The sequence below is a fragment of the Gardnerella sp. DNF01204 genome, assembly GCF_049244145.1.
In the GTDB taxonomy this organism is placed as follows: Bacteria; Actinomycetota; Actinomycetes; order Actinomycetales; family Bifidobacteriaceae; genus Bifidobacterium; species Bifidobacterium vaginale.
The window spans coordinates 1,245,151-1,262,870 of the sequence record NZ_CP058379.1 but is presented as its reverse complement, the minus strand read 5'-3'; the positions used below and the strand labels follow the sequence as shown (position 1 = coordinate 1,262,870).

The window sequence follows — 17,720 nt, the reverse complement described above, 5'->3', positions numbered from 1 at the left end:
TTTGCGATCATCTATCATAATGTGAACCGCACTGAACTATTCTCATTATGTTTCCATCGATTCGGTAAACTATTCTGTTACAGTCATCAATCCGTCTACTCCAGTATCCAGAAAAATCACCTTTCAGAGGTTCTGGTTTACCTATGCCGTTATATCCGTTGCGATCAATATCTTTAAGAAGCTGAAGGATCCTCTTAAGAGTTTTCTTATCTTGCTTAGACCAGTACTCAAAGTCTTCCCACGCTTCATCTGTCCAGGCTTTAATCATCGAGCGGAACCTCGTGTATAGTGCCGCCTGTTTCTTCCATGTGTGCTATGGATTTTTTAAGACGACTTATATTCTCCGGATTGTAAAACGGATCTGCTGAAACTTCGAATGGTATTCTGTGTTCTCTTCCAACTTTCTTAGCAAATATTGTGAATGCTGCACTCATTGAAAGCCCTAGTTCTCGGCAAACATTTTCCATAAGTCGTTTATCGTCTGCATTTAGCTTGAAATTAATGTTCACTGTATTTGTTGTCATCTAAATTACCACCTTTCTAAATAAGATTTTAATAAAAATGCAATAAAAAATAAAGTATTTTTCTTTATTTTCATTTATACAGACAAGGTTTATACAGAGAATACAAAGATGTGATTTGAGTCACGTTTGGTGGCAAAATGGTGGCAAAATCGCGCAAAGTCAAAAATCTCGGAGCGTGCGTTGCGTGGCTAAATGTATAATCGATTTATAAGCTTGATAGGAGGGTAAAACAGTGGTTGATGATTCAAATAAGCCTGAATCAAGCGCATCATTGAATGAGAATGCAGCGAATCAAAACGACTCCAGCACGCCAGAATCCAGCGCGGCAGACGTTGAAATGAGCCAGTACGTGGCAGATCGCGCTCGCGTAAACGAAGATAAAATTCGCCAAGACGAGCAGATTGTTGCCGAATTTGGCGAGTACAATTACGGCTGGCATGATTCGGATGCTGCAGGCGAAGCTGCAAAGAAGGGCATTGACGAGTCGGTTGTTCGCGCAATCTCCGCAGACAAACACGAGCCAGAATGGATGCTAAACCTTCGTTTGCAAGGCTACCGCGCGTTTTTGCAAAAGCCGATGCCTGATTGGGGAGTGGATTTAAGCGGTTTTGACGCAGACGATTTTAAATACTACGTTCGTCCAGTTCACGATCAAGCGAAAACTTGGGATGATTTGCCAGAAGATATTCGCAAAACTTACGATAGGCTTGGCATTCCAGAAGCGGAGAAAAAGCGTTTAGTTTCAGGCGTTGCAGCACAGTACGAGTCGGAAGTTATTTACAATTCGATTCGCGAGGATTTAGCATCTCAAGGCGTGATTTTTGTTGATACGGATACAGCAGTGCAAAAGTATCCAGAGCTTGTAAAAAAGTATTTTGCAACTGTGATTCCAGTTGACGACAACAAATTTGCGGCTCTTAACACAGCGGCTTGGAGTGGCGGCTCGTTTGTGTACGTGCCAAAAGGCGTGCATGTAGATATTCCGCTTCAGGCTTACTTCCGCATTAACACGCCAAACATGGGTCAGTTTGAGCGCACGTTGATTATTGCAGACGAAGGATCGTACGTGCATTACGTTGAAGGTTGCACAGCTCCGATCTATTCCACGGACTCGCTCCACGCTGCAAACGTTGAGATTGTTGTAGAAAAGCATGCGCGCGTGCGCTACACAACCGTGCAAAATTGGTCAAATAACGTGTACAACTTGGTAACTCAGCGAGCTTACGTGCGCGAAGGCGGCACAATGGAGTGGGTTGATGGAAACATTGGCTCCAAGGCTACTATGAAGTATCCTGCATGCATTCTTGCTGAGCCGTACGCAAAAGCAGAAACCATGTCTTTGAGCTTTGCGGGCCGCGGTCAGTACCAAGATACGGGTGCGAAGATGATTCATTTGGCTCCGCACACGAGTTCTACGATTGTTGCTAAGTCGATTTCGCGCGGCGGCGGACGTTCTGCGTACCGCGGTCTTGTGAAGATTGTTAAGGGAGCGAGCGGCTCTAGCTCTTCGGTTGTGTGTGATGCTTTGCTTGTTGACGATTTTTCTAGATCCGACACTTATCCGCATGTTGATGTGCGCGAAGATAACGTTTCGATGGCTCACGAGGCCACTGTTTCCAAGGTTTCCGAAGATCAGCTTTTCTATTTGATGAGTCGAGGGCTTGAAGAAAAAGAGGCTATGGGCATGATTGTGCGCGGCTTTGTGGAGCCGATTAGTCGCCAGCTGCCGATGGAGTATGCTCTGGAGCTTAATCGTCTTGTGGAATTGCAAATGGAAGGATCCGTGGGGTGATGAGCGAAGATCTGAAAAAGAATTTAGGCAATAAAATGACGGAAAAAGAAATTAATATTCCTGTAGCAGACCCTAATGATCCTTACGCGGTTCCTGCTGCAATGCCTTCTAGTGCAGATAAATCCGTGCGCTCTTTTAACGTGCAAGACTTTACGATTCCAACTAGGAAGCAGGAAGATTGGCGATACACTCCAGTTGAGCGAATTTCCGAGTTCTTTGATAGTTTTAAGCCGTCTAACAACGTTGCTGTGGAGCTAAAAGGTGTTGATGGCGATTCGCATGTAACGATGCAAATTTTGCCTAAAAACGAGGCTCCGCATACAGAAATGAAGCCTTCGGATCGCGTGGCTGCTGTTGCGTGGAATTCTGCAAAGTCGGCGTACGTTTTGCATGTTTGTGGCGAAGTTACAAAGCCAATAATATTGCAAATTCACGGGAATCTTAAAAATGAAAGTACTTTGCAATCGCTAGATGCATTGCCACTAGACGCATTGCACTTAGTGATTGAAGCTGATTCTTACACAAACGCGGATATTATCGTAGAACACACAGGAGTTGCAAAGCTTGCTGAAGGCGTAGAAATCATTCTTGGAGATAACGCGCATGTTTCTACAACGTTCATTCAAGAGTGGGATTCAGGCAGCAAACACGTTGGAAATCATAGGATTCATGTGGGTGCTGGTGCATCTCTTCGTCACACAATGGTCACGCTTGGAGGAGATGTTGTGCGAATCCGCATGGATCAGGATTTTGGTGGCGAAAAGGGCGATTTAAACATGCTTGGCATGTATTTTGTGGATCCAGGCGAGCATGTTGAGCATCGTACGATGGTTGTGCACAATCACCCAGAATGCAAGTCGCGAGTAGTGTATAAGGGCGCGCTTTACGGCAAAGGAGCGCATTCTACATGGGTTGGAAACGCGCTTATTAAGCCAGAAGCTCCAGGCACGGATTCGTACGAGTTGAACAGAAACCTGGTGCTAACTCCTGGCGCGATTGCCGATTCGGAGCCAAATCTAGAAATCGAAAATGGAAATATTATTGGCGCAGGTCATGCAAGTTCTGTCGGCAGATTCGACGACGAGGAGCTGTTTTACTTGCAATCTCGCGGCGTGAGCGAAGCGGATGCGAGAAAGCTTGTTGTGCGCGGATTCTTTAACGAGCTTATTGATGAGATTGGCGTGCCGCAAATCGTAGATCATTTGATGGCTGCGATTGAGAGGCGTTTAGCTAAGACGGAAGAATCGCAAGCAGCCGCAGAATCTGTAAATGCGGAAAAATCGCCAGCAACCGAAGAATAGGAGATAAACATGTCAACTTTAGAAATCAAGGATTTGTACGCGTCTGTAGAAACAAAGGAGGGGCGCAAGCAAATCTTAAAGGGCGTAAATCTTACAGTTAATTCTGGCGAAACGCACGCGATTATGGGTCCGAATGGCTCTGGAAAGTCTACTCTCGCATACACTTTGGCAGGTCACCCAAAGTACGAAGTGGATTCGGGTCAGGTGCTTCTAGACGGCGAAGATATTTTGAAGATGACTCCAGACGAGCGCGCAAAAGCTGGGCTGTTTCTTGCAATGCAATACCCGGTAGAGGTACCTGGCGTTTCGATGACGAACTTTTTGCGCACAGCAAAAACAGAAGTGAGCGGCGAAGCTCCGACTTTGCGCGCGTGGGTTAAAGAGCTTAACGAAGCAATGAAGCGCTTAAGAATGGACCCAAAGTTTGCATCTCGTTCTGTAAACGAGGGATTTTCGGGCGGCGAGAAAAAGCGCGCGGAAGTTTTGCAACTAGAGATTTTAAAGCCAAAGTTTGCGATTTTAGACGAGACGGATTCTGGTCTAGACGTGGATGCTTTGCGAATTGTTTCGGAAGGCGTAAATCGCGCCAAAGAAAGCACTGGTTTGGGTATTATGATGGTTACGCATTACACGCGAATCTTAAAGTATATTAAGCCAGATATTGTTCACGTTTTTGCGCAAGGTCACTTTGTAAAGACGGCAGGACCGGAGCTTGCAGACGAGTTGGAAGAAGAAGGATACGACAAGTATTTGCCAGAAGGTGCCAGCGAATCTGCGATTGCGTGAGTCTGCGATTGCGTGAGCGGCGTGTCTAAAGCCGCGAGTAAACTCGTCTAGGTTTGGCTAAATAAAACGGAAGAGGTTTGTAATGACTGTTCGCGGTGATATAAGAAATGTGGCAATCGTAGCGCACGTTGACCATGGTAAAACAACGCTCGTAAATGCCATGCTTCAGCAGTCGCACGTATTCTCTGAGCGAGAAGAAGTGCCAGACCGCGTAATGGACTCCAACGACCTTGAGCGCGAAAAAGGCATCACCATTCTTGCCAAGAACACTGCTGTGCAATACACTGGCCCGCTCGCAGAAAAGTACGGTCACCCAGAGGGAATTACAATCAACGTAATCGATACCCCAGGTCACGCCGACTTTGGTGGCGAAGTAGAGCGCGGCATCTCCATGGTTGATGGCGTTGTGCTGCTTGTTGACGCTTCCGAAGGTCCACTTCCACAAACTCGATTCGTTCTACGCAAGGCTCTTGAGGCAAAGTTGCCAGTGATTTTGTGCGTTAACAAAACGGATCGTCCAGACGCGCGTATTGACGAGGTTGTGAGCGAAGCTACAGATTTGCTTCTCGGTCTTGCACAAGACGTTGTTGAAGAAGGAATCGACCTAGATATTGATTCGCTTCTTGATTTGCCTGTTATTTATTGCGCTGCAAAAGCTGGCTATGCATCCTTGAATCAGCCAGAAAACGGCGGTTTGCCAGACAATGATAATTTGGAGCCGCTTTTTGACTCCATTATTTCCAACATTCCAGCACCAGAGTACGAGGAAGGCGCACCTCTTCAGGCTCACGTTGCAAACATTGATTCTTCCGACTTCCTTGGCCGCCTCGGCTTAGTGCGAATCTACAATGGCACTTTGGAAAAGGGTAAGACTTACGGGCTTTCTCGTGTAGACGGCTCTATTGAAAACTTCCGTGTTTCTGAGCTTTTGCGCACGCAAGGCTTGGAGCGAACTCCTGTTGCATCTGCAGGTCCTGGAGATATTGTTGCAGTTGCAGGCGTTAATGACATTATGATTGGCGAGACGATTGTAGATCAGAACGATCCAAAGCCTCTTCCATTGATTCACGTTGACGACCCAGCTATCTCCATGACTTTCGGCATTAACGATTCGCCGCTTGCTGGCACAGAAGGTAAGGATCACAAGCTTACAGCGCGCATGATTAAAGATAGGCTTGATCGCGAGCTTATTGGTAACGTGTCTATTAAGGTTCTTCCAACAGACCGCCCAGATGCTTGGGAAGTTCAGGGTCGTGGCGAGTTGGCGTTGGCAGTTTTGGCGGAGCAAATGCGTCGCGAAGGCTACGAGCTTACAGTTGGTCGTCCTCAAGTTGTTACTAAGACGATTGACGGCCAAATTAACGAGCCTATGGAAAACACTACGATTGATGTTCCAGAAGAATACATGGGTACTGTTACGCAGCTTATGGCGGATCGCAAGGGTCGCATGGATTCTATGAGCAATCACGGATCTGGCTGGATTCGCTTGCAATTTACTGTTCCTTCGCGTGGTCTTATTGGCTTCCGCACAGCTCTTCTTTCTGCGACTCGCGGAACGGGAATCGCAAGCTCTATTTCTGCAGGCTATGCTCCATGGGCTGGTCAGATTGTAACTCGTCAAAACGGCTCCATGGTTTGCGATCGTAAGGGTGTTGCAACGCCTTATGCTATGCAGCGTTTGCAGGCGCGTGGCGTGTTCTTTGTGGATCCGCAAAGCCCTGTGTACGAAGGTCAAATCGTTGGTATTAACAATAAGCCAGACGAGTTGGACGTTAACATTACGCTTGCTAAGCATATGACTAACATGCGTTCTTCTACAGCAGATGTGCTTGAGACTTTGACTCCACCAATTAAGATGAGCTTGGAAGAGTCGCTTGACTTTGCTAACGAAGATGAGTGTGTGGAAGTTACGCCTGAGTCGATTCGCGTGCGCAAGATCATTTTGAGCCGTGATGAATGGTATAAGTGGCGTGCTAAGCAGCGTCGTCAAAATAATGCTGCGTGATTCCTTAAAATGATGTTTAACATAAAGTCGCATTCCGTGCTATTTGCTAGCAAGTGTGCGGCTTTATGCGTTTTGGCGGCATTTTGCGCGGTTTTGGGCACTTTTGCGCATCGAATGGGCGCTATGTACAACTTTCCGTACGGTCTTGTAATCGCGCTTTTGCTTGTTACTTTGAGCGCGTGTTTTGCTCGCATGCTTTGTGGCATGTTTGGCTTTATTTTGCACGCAATTGTGTGCTGTTCGGTTGTGTGGATGATTGCGCTTGGATGGTTTAGGATTTTTGGCGCGTTTCGAGGCGTGCTTGTTGCCGTTGGTTTTGGCGCGGATAATCTTCCGTGGATTGCGCAAAATGCTGGATATTTTTGGCTTTATGGCATTATTATTGTTCACGTAGTTTTGCTTTTTATCCCTAATAAATTCTTTGTTATCTCTGATGCTAAATAAGCGGTGCTAAATAAGTGTAAGTTAGTTTATAGGTGAATTTTTATAGGTGAATTTGCTGCATGTTTGTGCAAAAATAGCATTATGCAGTAGTCTTACTTACAGTCTTAGAGTCTTAAAGTCTTACAATATTAAAGTAGTTTGAGGAATAGTCATGAATAGCAATATAGTCATGAATAGCAATAAGAACAGCAGTAGTGACCGCAAATTATGTTATTTAGGGCCAGAAGGTTCTTTTACTCATCAAGCAGCTTTAAAAGTTAAAGAGCAATGTAAATCGTTAGGTGTTTCGCGTCTTATTCCAACTGCGTGTGAGAATATTTGTAATATCGCTAGCAAAATTGAAGATTGTCACGATTTAGGCATTATTGCGTGGGAAAACAATATTGAAGGAGTAGTAATACCTAATTTAGATTTATTAATTAATGCAAAAAATATGGTTGGCATTGCGCGCGTGGGCGTTGATATAAGTTTTGATGCTGTTGTTTGCAAGTCGGATTCAATCGATAACTGTTCGACTATTGTTGCTCATCCTCACGCGTTGGCACAATGCCGTAAGTTTGCTCAAAAGCATGGATTGAAAGAAAAAACTGCGTCTTCAAACGCTGCTGCTTGTAGGGATTTAGTTCCTGGCGAAGTTGCTTTGTGCCCTAAAATTTGTGCTGATTTATACAATAGGAAAATTGTGAGTGAAGCTGTTGAAGATTTTTCTGGCGCGCGCACTGAGTTTTTAGTGTTAGCTCCTAGAGATGAAGCTTTAAATTTTGTTAGTATGCATCGCGAATGCTATTCATCTTTTTCTTCGATTATTGCTTTTATTCCGCGTTGTACAGGTGCTGGAGTGCTAGCAAATTTGCTTGACGTTGTGCGCGATCATGGTCTTAATATGACTTCTTTTATGTCTAGGCCGATTAAAGGTCAAGATGGTTTATATAGTTTTATTGCCACTGTTGATGCTGCTCCTTGGGATTCTACGTGCAAAGCTATGATTCAAGAAGTTGTTGAACATGGTGATTGGGTGCGAGTTTTAGCAGTGTATCCTTCTGATAATAGAGATAATCCGGTTATGAATGATTGGATGCTGCCTAATGGCGGAGTGTGTATTGATGCTCCAGGCAATGCTCTAGTTGATGCTTTGAGCGCTTTGAACACAATGCGTGCAGAAAGAGAATTATTATGGTAGAAGATGCTGGATTTTCTAAAAAATTTTCTGTTGGTATTGTTGGACTTGGACTTATTGGCGGATCAATCGCAAAGCGTTTGGCTGCGACTGGCTCCTGCAAAGTGTACGCATATAATCGCCATCAAACAATGTATAAAGAAGCAAGGGCGCTTGGAATCACTTGCGTTGAAAGCGTTGCGGAGCTTGCGCGCATGCAGCCAAATGTTTTGATTTTATGCAATTCGCTTGCCTCTATGCCAGAAGTTCTTGGCGAGATTTCGCGCGGAATCAACAAGCAGCGCACAACTTTGACGGATGTTGGTAGCGTTAAGGGGCTTGTGCGCGAGCAGGTTAAGGCCGCGGGGCTTGGCGATTGCTACATTGGTGCGCACCCTATGGCTGGAAGCGAGTTTACGGGTTGGCAGGCGTCTAGCGCGCAGCTGCTGGACGGCGCGCTTTGGGCAGTTAGCGTTGATGAGAGCAGTGATTTTTGGCGGTTTTGCGCGGTTTTGCGCGTTATTGTGGCGTTGTGTGGCAATCGCGCGCTTGTGTTGAACGATTCTATACACGATGCTTCGGCGGCGCTGATTTCGCACATGCCGCACGTTGTTTCTACAGCGCTGGCGAACGTTTTGTGCGGAAGCGAAAATCGCAATGTTGCGTTGCAAATGTCGGCTGGTTCTTGGCGAGATATGACGCGAGTTGCACTTACAGACCCGAATCGCACGCGTGCAATGGTTGAGGAAAATCGGCGAAATGTGGCGGATTTGCTGGGTAGTGTGATTGAGGAGTTGAGTTTTGCGAAGAAGATGCTTGAGAGGAGCGATGGCGATTCGGCGGTTGCTTGCGATGAGCGCGATGAGTGTGATGAGCGCGCGTTTTTTGCTAAGGCTGATTCTTGGCGCGAATATAAGTATAAGGAGCGCGCGGTTGCTTGCGATGAGTCGGCTGGCGATTTGCGCGAGCTTCGATTTGCGCTTGATTGTGCAGGTGATTGGCAAAGTCAGCTGATTCAAAGCGCGCAAAGCGGCGAGCAGATTGTTGGCGTGGCGTTTAGCGATTCTGCGGTTGCTTGCGCATTACGCAACTCGAAGTGGTAGATTCGAGCGGCATATAATTGACATATGACCGAATCGCAGCAATCGCCATTTTCCCCAAAAATCCAGCAGTTTCTAAACCACATAAGCGTGGAGCGCGGGCTTTCGCCAAAAACCGTTGAAGCTTACGAGTCGGATCTTACAAAATACACGAACTGGCTGCGCGAAGCCCGAAAAATAAACGATGTTAATGAAATCACGCAACTAGATATTGAAGAATACGTGCGCGCAATGTCATCACAAGCAATGTCATCGCAAAACTTAGGACCTCGCACGATTGCGCGGCGAATCGCAAGCATCCACGAGTGGAACAAATTCATGCTTTCCAACGCGCAAATCGCAAGCGACCCTTCTGCAGAAGTCAAAGCGCCAAAGCAAGCGGAGCATCTTCCAGACGTGCTCAGCATTAGCGAAGTGGAGCGCGTAATCGATGCTGCTGGCGGATTTGGTAGCACGGATGCCGTCTCGCTTCGAGACCGTGCGCTTGTGGAATTTTTGTACGCGACTGGCGCGCGCGTGAGCGAGGCGGTTGGACTAAAATTCGAGGATATTGATTTGACGGAATCAGTTGTGCGGCTTAGTGGCAAGGGTCAAAAGCAGAGGCTTGTGCCGATTGGAAAGTGCGCGGTACGTGCGTTGCGCGATTATTTAGCTAACGCAAGACCTATTCTTGCAAGTCGCGCGCAAAAGTCGCCAGCAACCGCAAAGTCGCGACTCAAGTCGCCATTAAACTCATCGTCAAAATCTGCTAATACTCACGTGATTTTCCTCAACAAACGTGGCAAATCGCTATCTCGTCAATCCGCGTGGGAGGCGATTTCGCGTGCTGGCAAAATGGCTAAAATTGGCAAAGAATTGCATCCGCACACGCTTCGACATTCATTTGCAACGCATTTGATTTCGGGCGGAGCCGATGTGCGCACTGTGCAGGAGCTGCTTGGTCATGCGTCCGTTACAACAACGCAAATTTATACGCATATAAGCCCAGATGCGCTTATGGAGGCGTATGTTATGAGTCATCCGCGCGCGAGATAGATACACAACGACGCATCGATTCACTGAACATACCTTTTGATAGACTGAAGTTTATGCCTACTGATTTACTTGGACGCGAATATGAGACTTTCCGCGCGCCCGATGCGCTTACAACGCACGGTCCTGCGCGCATTATTGCTATGTGTAACCAGAAGGGTGGCGTTGGTAAAACCACCAGCTCCATCAATATCGCTGGTGCGTTGAGTCAATACGGTAGGCGAGTTTTAATTGTTGACTTCGATCCGCAAGGCGCTGCAACGGTGGGGCTTGGGATTAATGCGAACGCGCTTGATAACACGGTTTATACGGCGCTTTTTGATTCTTCTGTAGACGTGCACGATGTGATTCGTCACACTGCCACCGAAAACATTGACGTTATGCCTGCAAACATTGATCTTTCTGCTGCAGAGGTGCAGCTTGTTACCGAGGTTGGTCGCGAGCAGATTTTGGCTGGCGTGTTGCGCAAAGTTCGTAACGAATACGACGTTATTATTATTGACTGCCAGCCTTCGCTTGGCTTGCTCACTGTAAACGCGCTTACGGCGGCGGATGGTGTGATTATTCCTGTTGCTGCGGAGTTCTTTGCGCTTAGAGGCGTGGCGCTGCTTATGCAGTCGATTGAAAAAGTGCAGCACAGAATTAACCCAGATTTGCAAGTGTTTGGCGTGCTCGTTACTATGTTTACGCGCACTTTGCATAGCGAAGAGGTTTTGCAAAGGATTTACGAGGCTTTCCAGGGGCGCGTGCTGCATTCTGTTATTTCGCGTTCGATTAAGCTGCCAGATTCCACTGTTGCGGCGGTTCCGATTACGATTTTTGCTCCTGAGCATAAGACTGCTAAGGAGTATCGCGAGGTTGCGCGCGAGCTGATTTCTAACGGCGTTGTTGCGTAATTTTTTGCTCAAAATGCTAATTAGAGCTACAAAGTGCGTCGAATCGTTCGCGCGTTACAACGCGCTCACGTCTTCGCTTGCGTTGAAAGCACACCGTGCTTTCAACTTTAAGCAAGCTCAGCGCTCTATTCCTCACGGCTATTAGTAGCCGTTCGGCTGATTTGGCACATAAAGTCCACTGGACTTTATGTTTAAGCCAAATCACGCTTTGAAGGAGCTTGAAATGCGTTATGCAATTTCAAGCTCAGTCAAAGCGCTTTTCGCGCTACGCTTTAAGCGCTCAGGCAGTTCGTCACGCAGATTAGTCGCGATGTTTGCGCTCGGGTATTGGCTTTAGCCTTACGATTGTGCGCGCGTCAATGAACATTTCTTGCTCGGGTCGGCTTCCGTTTGCTGCCGCGTCTCGCATAAGATGCAATGTTGCTCCGTCCCAGCTGATTACGTGACCAATCGCGTCGTGGTATTCGATTTTTTGCGATTTGGCGTCGGTTGTTTCTTCGCTGGCGTCGGTTGCTTGCGATCTGCCAGTGGCTGTTTGCAATCTTTCGTCGCCGCCTAATTGCGCGACTTTGTATGTTCGCACAACAATTCGTGCGCCAACTGGTATAAACTCTGGCAGAATCTGCCGCCTAATTAAGCTAATCGTAGTGCTGCCTTCCGTGTTATTTGTGTCTTCGCGTTATTTGCCGTGTGTTTTGCTTTGACTTTGTTAATTGTATCGCAGTGCTATCAAACTCGTAACGTTTTGCAATACTCTGCAGTGCTCGAACGAATGATCTGCTTTCCCGAGTTTGCGCGACGACCTGCCTGAGCGCTTTTATGTAGTGCGTTTGTATCAAAAACACCGAAATCAGGTACAATCGCACTACATAGCTGGCGCTTGTGGTCAGCGCGCATCAGAACCACAAGATGTTGTGGTTTTCGCGACACGCAGGTCACGCAAAACACTTCACCTACTACATAAAACTATTCTGTTATTAGCAATCAATCAATAGATTTTTTTGTAAAAGAGAACGATTGTAAAAACTTTTCCTTAAAGTTCTGTTAAAGTCTATTTTTTCTTGCAATTCGTTATGGGGGGGGGGGTATATTTGCTAAATGCTTTTGCTTGAGTACTTTAGTAAAGCTGCGCGTTCTGCTGCTTTATTGTTGTGCTCACATGTGGAATTGCATTAGGCGTTGTTTGTAAATGTTGCAATTGCTAAATGCTAGTTCATGTATTTGAATGCTATTAGTACTTCTGTACTTGATACGTGTAGTATTCTGCCCAATTTTGGGATTCGTGTAAAAGCAGGGTGTTGCTTATGCAATAGCCGAAATTGCCAAAATGGCTGGGATGTACAAACTAGCCAAAAATGACAATCGAAGGTGAGTCGATTATGATACCTGCAAAGTTTGCTCGTTTCGCATCTCGCGTGTGCCGCATTGCGCAGAAGGTTTTTTCTGTGAGCGATACTGACAATGTGAATAGTGTGGCAGATGCGCCTGCTGGTTCTGACTCTACCTATTCAACGCGCACAGATTCCGATTACCACAGTGCGCCAATTTATTCGTACTCAAATATTCAAGTAAATTCTTCATCATCTTCTTTATCTTCATCATCTGAGAATGATTCATTAAGCTCATACGTAGGTAAAACAGCAAGAAAATCGCATATCTTCCGAAACATGATTCTTGCAATAATTGTCACCTTTGCCACCATAGTAACCATGCTCATCGTGCCGCCAGTGAATAGGGCTAATGCGGCAAGTGTTTGGTGGGATTACGCTGGTAACGGTTATGTTGCTGCTACAACTGAAGATAATAAAGGTAGAAAAGATGAAGAGCATACTTATGATGCTGCTGATGCATTTAGAGATATGAGGATTGAAGATCCTGTTATTGAAAAAGAAAATGGAAGAACGAAAGTAACTTATAAAATAATTTTCAACAGGAATGCTGAGTTTGCTAGGCAGCTTGATTCAGGTGAGATGCAGCCTAAAGGAAATAAACCTAAAGACGGTACTGCTTATCTGGGTAGACCTACGCTTTCATTGTTCCTGCCTAAGGGTTTAGATAAAAGTTCAATACTTGTTAAACGTTATTGGGAAGGTTCAAGCGGTAAGATAAACATCGGTGAGACTTCTGCACAGCTTGTTCGTGAAGATCAAGATGATATGCGTATTGGTACTCTTAAAACATATGGAGGAAAATGGACAGCTTGGACATATACTAAAAATCCTAATGATAATGGTCAGCTTAATGGTTTCAACAATAACTGGAATGATAATCTTGGTCCTTCTAGTGGAGACAATGGCGTTGGCGGTGGCCTTCCAAATCCTTACAAATACTCGCGATTACAAGGGAATACTGAGGATTGTCAGTATTCTATGTGCGAAATAAAAAAGTGGAATGATAGAAATCTTTTTGAGACAATGTTCGCGAGCTGGGAGTGGTCTAATGATAGACGTTATACGTGGATTGTTACTGCCTACCTAGCAAATGGATACACTGAAAAAGATGTGTATACAAAAATGCCTGTTGCTGCTGGTTTTAGAAGTGATTATCGTAGAAATAAGTACGCGGTTTTTGGTCCATTTGATACTGATGGTGATGGCATACCTGATTATGTGGAACACTTGCATAACATGAACCCTAAAGGTGTGAATTACATTGATTACCCACAGTATAACGATTCTATGCTGAAAGATTACGGTAAGGATAATGTTCCGCTTACTACTTATGGTCGTCCAGTAACAGTAAAGCCTTTTATCAAAACGGGTAAATGGGAGGGTGACAGTTCTAAGGGTAAATTTGTGTATGATGGAAAAACTTCCACTGATTTACCTGATGATATTGGTATACGATACTCAATTGTAAACAAGTCTGATAGTAGTATTCAAACAGTAAATTCTCCTAATAAGATGCCTGAAGGGTCTGTTTATATTAATCCTAATTCAGGATACATAACATATAATCCTCGTAAATCTGATAAAGATAAGACTTTTACTTTTGGCACAAAAATTACATATCCTAATCCCGAATTGTACAATTGCAACAATTCTAAGACTCTTGAATACACTCACAATACGAAGGTTAAGGTCATACCTCAATCGTGGATATACAACCCTGTGTATGAGACGTTAGAAAATGTTGAGCCTACTGCGAAGAATGCTTATACAAATCCACCTGCTAGTGCTAAAGATTCAAATAGAAAAAATAACGTTATTATTCAAGAGGGTCCTCTTCCTCGAGGTACTTCATTTGTCTTAAAAAAATATACTAAGAAATTAGGCAATAGCACTATTGACATTAGCTCTAATGTATTAAGTTGGTCAAAAATTGAGAATAATGATTCAAACACAGGTAGGGTACATTTTACTCCAGGTAAAGTTGATCAAGGCAAAAGCGAACAGACGCCTGTGCTTGTTACCTATCCAGATGGTTCTACGTCTGCAGAACTTGACTCAGCGAATGATGGTGCTCCTGTTTATGCCAAAGTTACTGTAAAAAAAATTATTGCAGGTCAAGGTGACTTACATTTAGCAATAAATAAAGGTAACGATAATTATAGTCTAAGTGGTATTGGAGTGGATTCGAATAGGCCGCTGAGTCTCACTATCAATGAACAAATGAAACCAAATTTGATTCTTGACTCATGGTCTAATGTTAATCAGGGCAAGATTGTATTTCGTTCTATTTGTTACGAAGAGAAGAATAATACCACAGCAAATCACACTTTTATAAAAAGTAGTTCTGATAGTTTTAATGGATTGCATCTTGGAGATCCAGTGCAATGGGAACGTGCAAGCGAAAAGCAAGAAGCACTATGTACAAGAGATAATCTTAAGTGTGAAACTAATAAGTATCTTTATAAAAAAGATTATGAAAAAGATACTATGGAGCGTTCTCGCGCAACAATCAGTGGTACTCCTATCTCTAAGGGTACCTTTGGTTGCAGAGTGTTTGCGTTCCATCAAGGTAGCCAATTATTAGAAAACTTTGATAAATTAGCTAAAGATTCTCCGTCTCTTATGAAGGATTATAACTCCGGAGATATGGCTTCATCTCTTTTCCGCTTTACTGTTTACTCACTGTCTCACAGATACAACCCTAGTTATGTGCCTATAACTGCTAGAGCTGGTAACTTTACTAACAGTACAAAAGTTATTGATGGTAAAGTGTACAAGAATACAACTTCATCTCCTACAAGCCAGAAAAATGCTAACAATGCCAATAAGAATCAGGGTGATGTTAAGCAAGGCCCACTTCCTGACGGAACATGGTTTGAGTTTAAAAAATATAAAACTGGTGATAATAAGTTAAACTGGGCTGATTGGGAACCTGAAAATCAAAGTAATAAGCCAAAGAGCGGAAATAAAGGCAATGATTCGTCTGAGGGATCTGGAAGTAGATTTGGTAAGGTTACGTTCCGACCTCATAAGTGGATGGAAGATGGTGATTATAATCAGCCTGTAGTTGTGCATTATCCAGATGGTTCTACTTCTGAAGACCCAGATTCAGGTAATCTTGGAAACCCCGTGTACGCGAAGGTACATGTTGTTCGAGAAACTCCACGTAATGGTGATTTAAAGCTCCATATTCTTGGAGGTAACGAGTATAAGAAGAATAAAAAAATTCAAGATAAGCTTGTTGACTCTTGGTCAACATATAAGCCAGGTCTTATTTACCAACGCATGATTTGCTATGAGAAAGATGCTAAGACTGGTAAAGCTAAACCTAATTCTTACAAACTTGGAGGAATTAATGGTTTAACTCTTGTTGGTCCAGGGAACGCTTCTTCTCCAAAACAGTGGTTGCATGCTACGGATAATGCTTTGCGTAAGAAGTGTAATAAATCTAATGGTAGTGGATGTAATATTTCAGATTACCTTTATGACTATGACGTGAATGTCAATGGTAATAATGAAACTACTGAGCGTACTAATGGGTATATTAAAGGTACTCCTAAGAATTACGGTGACTTTGTTTGCAAAGTATACGCTATTAAAGATCTTGTCATTAAAGGTAAGCATGGAAAACTGCAAGATAAGTTCGATGGAATTGTAAGAAAGCACCTTTCTTCAGGTAATGTTTTCGATCAGATTAAAACTGTTTTAAATAATAAAACAAATGCAAATAATCCTGAGCTGGATACTGTAAATGGTATTGACTGGTCAGTAAGTACGTTAAATATTTCCGTGCATCCAGATTCTCACTACTATAACCCAAAGTATGAGACCATTACCCTTGATGCTGGTACTCACGGAACTTCTGAAGTGCCTAAAAGTACCAAGAATGCAAATGAAGCTACCTACAATCAGGATGATATTAAAACAGGCGATTTGCCTGCTGGAACTTGGTTTGAGATTAAGAAGTATAAATCTGAAAATGCAAATATTCCATTGTTAACCTACGCTTTGTTTGAAAATGGCCAAGATAATACCGATGATAAAAAGAATGCTAAGGATAAAACCCAAGCTGGTAAATTCGGCAAAGTAGCTTTTTATCCTCATAAGTGGATGCCTGCCACGACAGAGAATAATCCTGATAAAGTGCCTGTTGTTGTTCACTATCCAGATGGTTCCACTTCTCAAGATGAAGATTCTGGTAACAATGGTAAGCCTATTTATGCGTCTGTGAATATTTTGCGACCATGGAAGTTGAATGGTGATTTGCATCTTAACGTATACAAGCAGTATGAAAATGGCAAGTTTACTGGACCTGTAGACGATATTAATGGCATTACTGTTATGAAGGGTATTGGCTTGCTGAAGAATATGGGTATTGACTCTTGGTCATCTCATAAAATTGGCGGCATTACTCTTAGATTACTGTGTAGGGAAGGTAGTGCTACTTCTAACAGCAGTAATTCGCAACAGTGGAGTGAAAATCTCGATAAGCTGTTCTTCAAACTTGATTGGCAGAAGGCATGGGATCATGCAAGCTTCCAGGAACAACAGGAGTGCCGTAAGAGTGGTAAAGCTGGTGATGGCTGCAATCCTGCAGGTAAGTACCTTTTGTTTGACAGCACTGGAAATACAACAGAGCGCGCAAGCGGAACTATTACGAGCAGCAAAGCGCCTACTCAAACTGGAGAATACTATTGCGCTGTGTTTGCGTTGAAGCCTGATGCTTTGGATACATACAAAGCGGCTGTTGGTGACGATCACAAAATTGACGTTACAAATAACGACATTGCAGCAACGATTAATCCAACTGGTAATAGGGATGAAGATTGGGCTGTCAAGTATTTCCCAGTACACGTGGTCGAACAATTTAAGCTGCCGAAGACAGGCGGGGAAGATTGCGTGAACTGGAACATGCTGCTGAGCGTAGTGTGCGTGATTGGCACGGGCGCCATGGCGGCTGGGTTCTTCCTTGATCAGACCAAGTGGGGGCGCGCGATGCTTGATGCGTTGTTGCGTAAGACACTGATTAAAGATTTTATCTGCAAAACTGCCAAAAAGCTTCGCGCTTTAAGGCGACGTAGCGAAAGGTGGCGATGCTGATGAAAAAATTTGCACGCAATCCTGCTAGTCGGCTAGTCGAAAGAGTAGCGCTGGCTTGCAAGCTTGCGGTGCGATTCTCGCTAAAACTTGTTGCGTACTACGATTCGCGTAAACATTAGCGCGATGAATAATTGTGGCTCGTTCGCAAATTGTGGATTGATCACGAACCGTGGCTTGCTTACAGATTGTGGCT

The 17,720-nt window shown here is 44.3% G+C and carries 13 protein-coding genes; 10 read left to right on the top strand and 3 right to left on the bottom strand.

The window, feature by feature from the left end; translation table 11 throughout:
• Positions 1-7: 7 nt before the first annotated feature.
• A complete protein-coding gene (locus HXT46_RS05050; protein WP_004113436.1) occupies positions 8-268 on the bottom strand; it encodes a Txe/YoeB family addiction module toxin in 261 nt (86 codons plus the stop codon).
• Entirely contained in the window at positions 261-524 is a 264-nt protein-coding gene (locus HXT46_RS05045; RefSeq protein ID WP_004113434.1) for a type II toxin-antitoxin system RelB/DinJ family antitoxin, read from the bottom strand. The genes HXT46_RS05050 and HXT46_RS05045 overlap by 8 nt, the downstream gene beginning before the upstream one ends.
• 232 nt (positions 525-756) lie before the next feature.
• Between HXT46_RS05045 and sufB the strand changes: the two genes are divergently transcribed.
• From sufB to HXT46_RS05000, 9 genes are all read left to right on the top strand, one after another.
• The gene (sufB, locus tag HXT46_RS05040) at positions 757-2,316 is read left to right on the top strand and encodes a Fe-S cluster assembly protein SufB (RefSeq protein ID WP_004117361.1); all 1,560 of its coding nucleotides are present in this window, start codon (positions 757-759) and stop codon (positions 2,314-2,316) included.
• Positions 2,316-3,617 carry a Fe-S cluster assembly protein SufD gene (gene sufD / locus HXT46_RS05035; protein ID WP_421785812.1) on the top strand — a complete coding sequence of 434 codons (1,302 nt, stop codon included), beginning with the start codon at positions 2,316-2,318 and terminating at the stop codon, positions 3,615-3,617. Before sufB ends, sufD begins: the two co-directional genes overlap by 1 nt.
• A gap of 9 nt (positions 3,618-3,626) precedes the next feature.
• Positions 3,627-4,403, top strand: coding sequence for a Fe-S cluster assembly ATPase SufC (sufC, locus tag HXT46_RS05030; protein ID WP_004113429.1), 777 nt, complete (start codon positions 3,627-3,629; stop codon positions 4,401-4,403).
• A gap of 82 nt (positions 4,404-4,485) precedes the next feature.
• Positions 4,486-6,408, top strand: a complete 1,923-nt coding sequence (typA, locus tag HXT46_RS05025) for a translational GTPase TypA (protein ID WP_004114597.1) — start codon at positions 4,486-4,488, stop codon at positions 6,406-6,408.
• 9 nt (positions 6,409-6,417) lie between these two features.
• Positions 6,418-6,852, top strand: coding sequence for a hypothetical protein (locus tag HXT46_RS05020; RefSeq protein WP_004574855.1), 435 nt, complete (start codon positions 6,418-6,420; stop codon positions 6,850-6,852).
• Between the two features lie 151 nt (positions 6,853-7,003).
• Positions 7,004-8,032 carry a prephenate dehydratase gene (locus HXT46_RS05015; RefSeq protein ID WP_421785809.1) on the top strand — a complete coding sequence of 343 codons (1,029 nt, stop codon included), beginning with the start codon at positions 7,004-7,006 and terminating at the stop codon, positions 8,030-8,032.
• Positions 8,026-9,111: a prephenate dehydrogenase gene (locus tag HXT46_RS05010; RefSeq protein ID WP_421785807.1), complete on the top strand. Its 1,086-nt coding sequence runs from the start codon at positions 8,026-8,028 to the stop codon at positions 9,109-9,111. Before HXT46_RS05015 ends, HXT46_RS05010 begins: the two co-directional genes overlap by 7 nt.
• A 24-nt stretch (positions 9,112-9,135) precedes the next feature.
• Positions 9,136-10,143, top strand: coding sequence for a site-specific tyrosine recombinase (locus HXT46_RS05005; protein WP_192381950.1), 1,008 nt, complete (start codon positions 9,136-9,138; stop codon positions 10,141-10,143).
• A gap of 53 nt (positions 10,144-10,196) precedes the next feature.
• Complete coding sequence (locus tag HXT46_RS05000) at positions 10,197-11,036, top strand: ParA family protein (protein ID WP_004121099.1); 840 nt, start codon at positions 10,197-10,199, stop codon at positions 11,034-11,036.
• 301 nt (positions 11,037-11,337) lie between these two features.
• Here the strand turns inward: HXT46_RS05000 and HXT46_RS04995 are convergent, their stop codons facing one another.
• Complete coding sequence (locus HXT46_RS04995) at positions 11,338-11,619, bottom strand: DUF6725 family protein (RefSeq protein WP_032836342.1); 282 nt, start codon at positions 11,617-11,619, stop codon at positions 11,338-11,340.
• Positions 11,620-12,391: 772 nt separating this feature from the next.
• On the opposite strand from HXT46_RS04995, the gene HXT46_RS04990 reads away from it, so the two are divergent.
• Positions 12,392-17,527 (top strand): Rib/alpha-like domain-containing protein, encoded by a 5,136-nt coding sequence (locus HXT46_RS04990; protein ID WP_421785804.1) that lies wholly within the window; start codon positions 12,392-12,394, stop codon positions 17,525-17,527.
• The last annotated feature ends 193 nt before the right edge of the window (positions 17,528-17,720 follow it).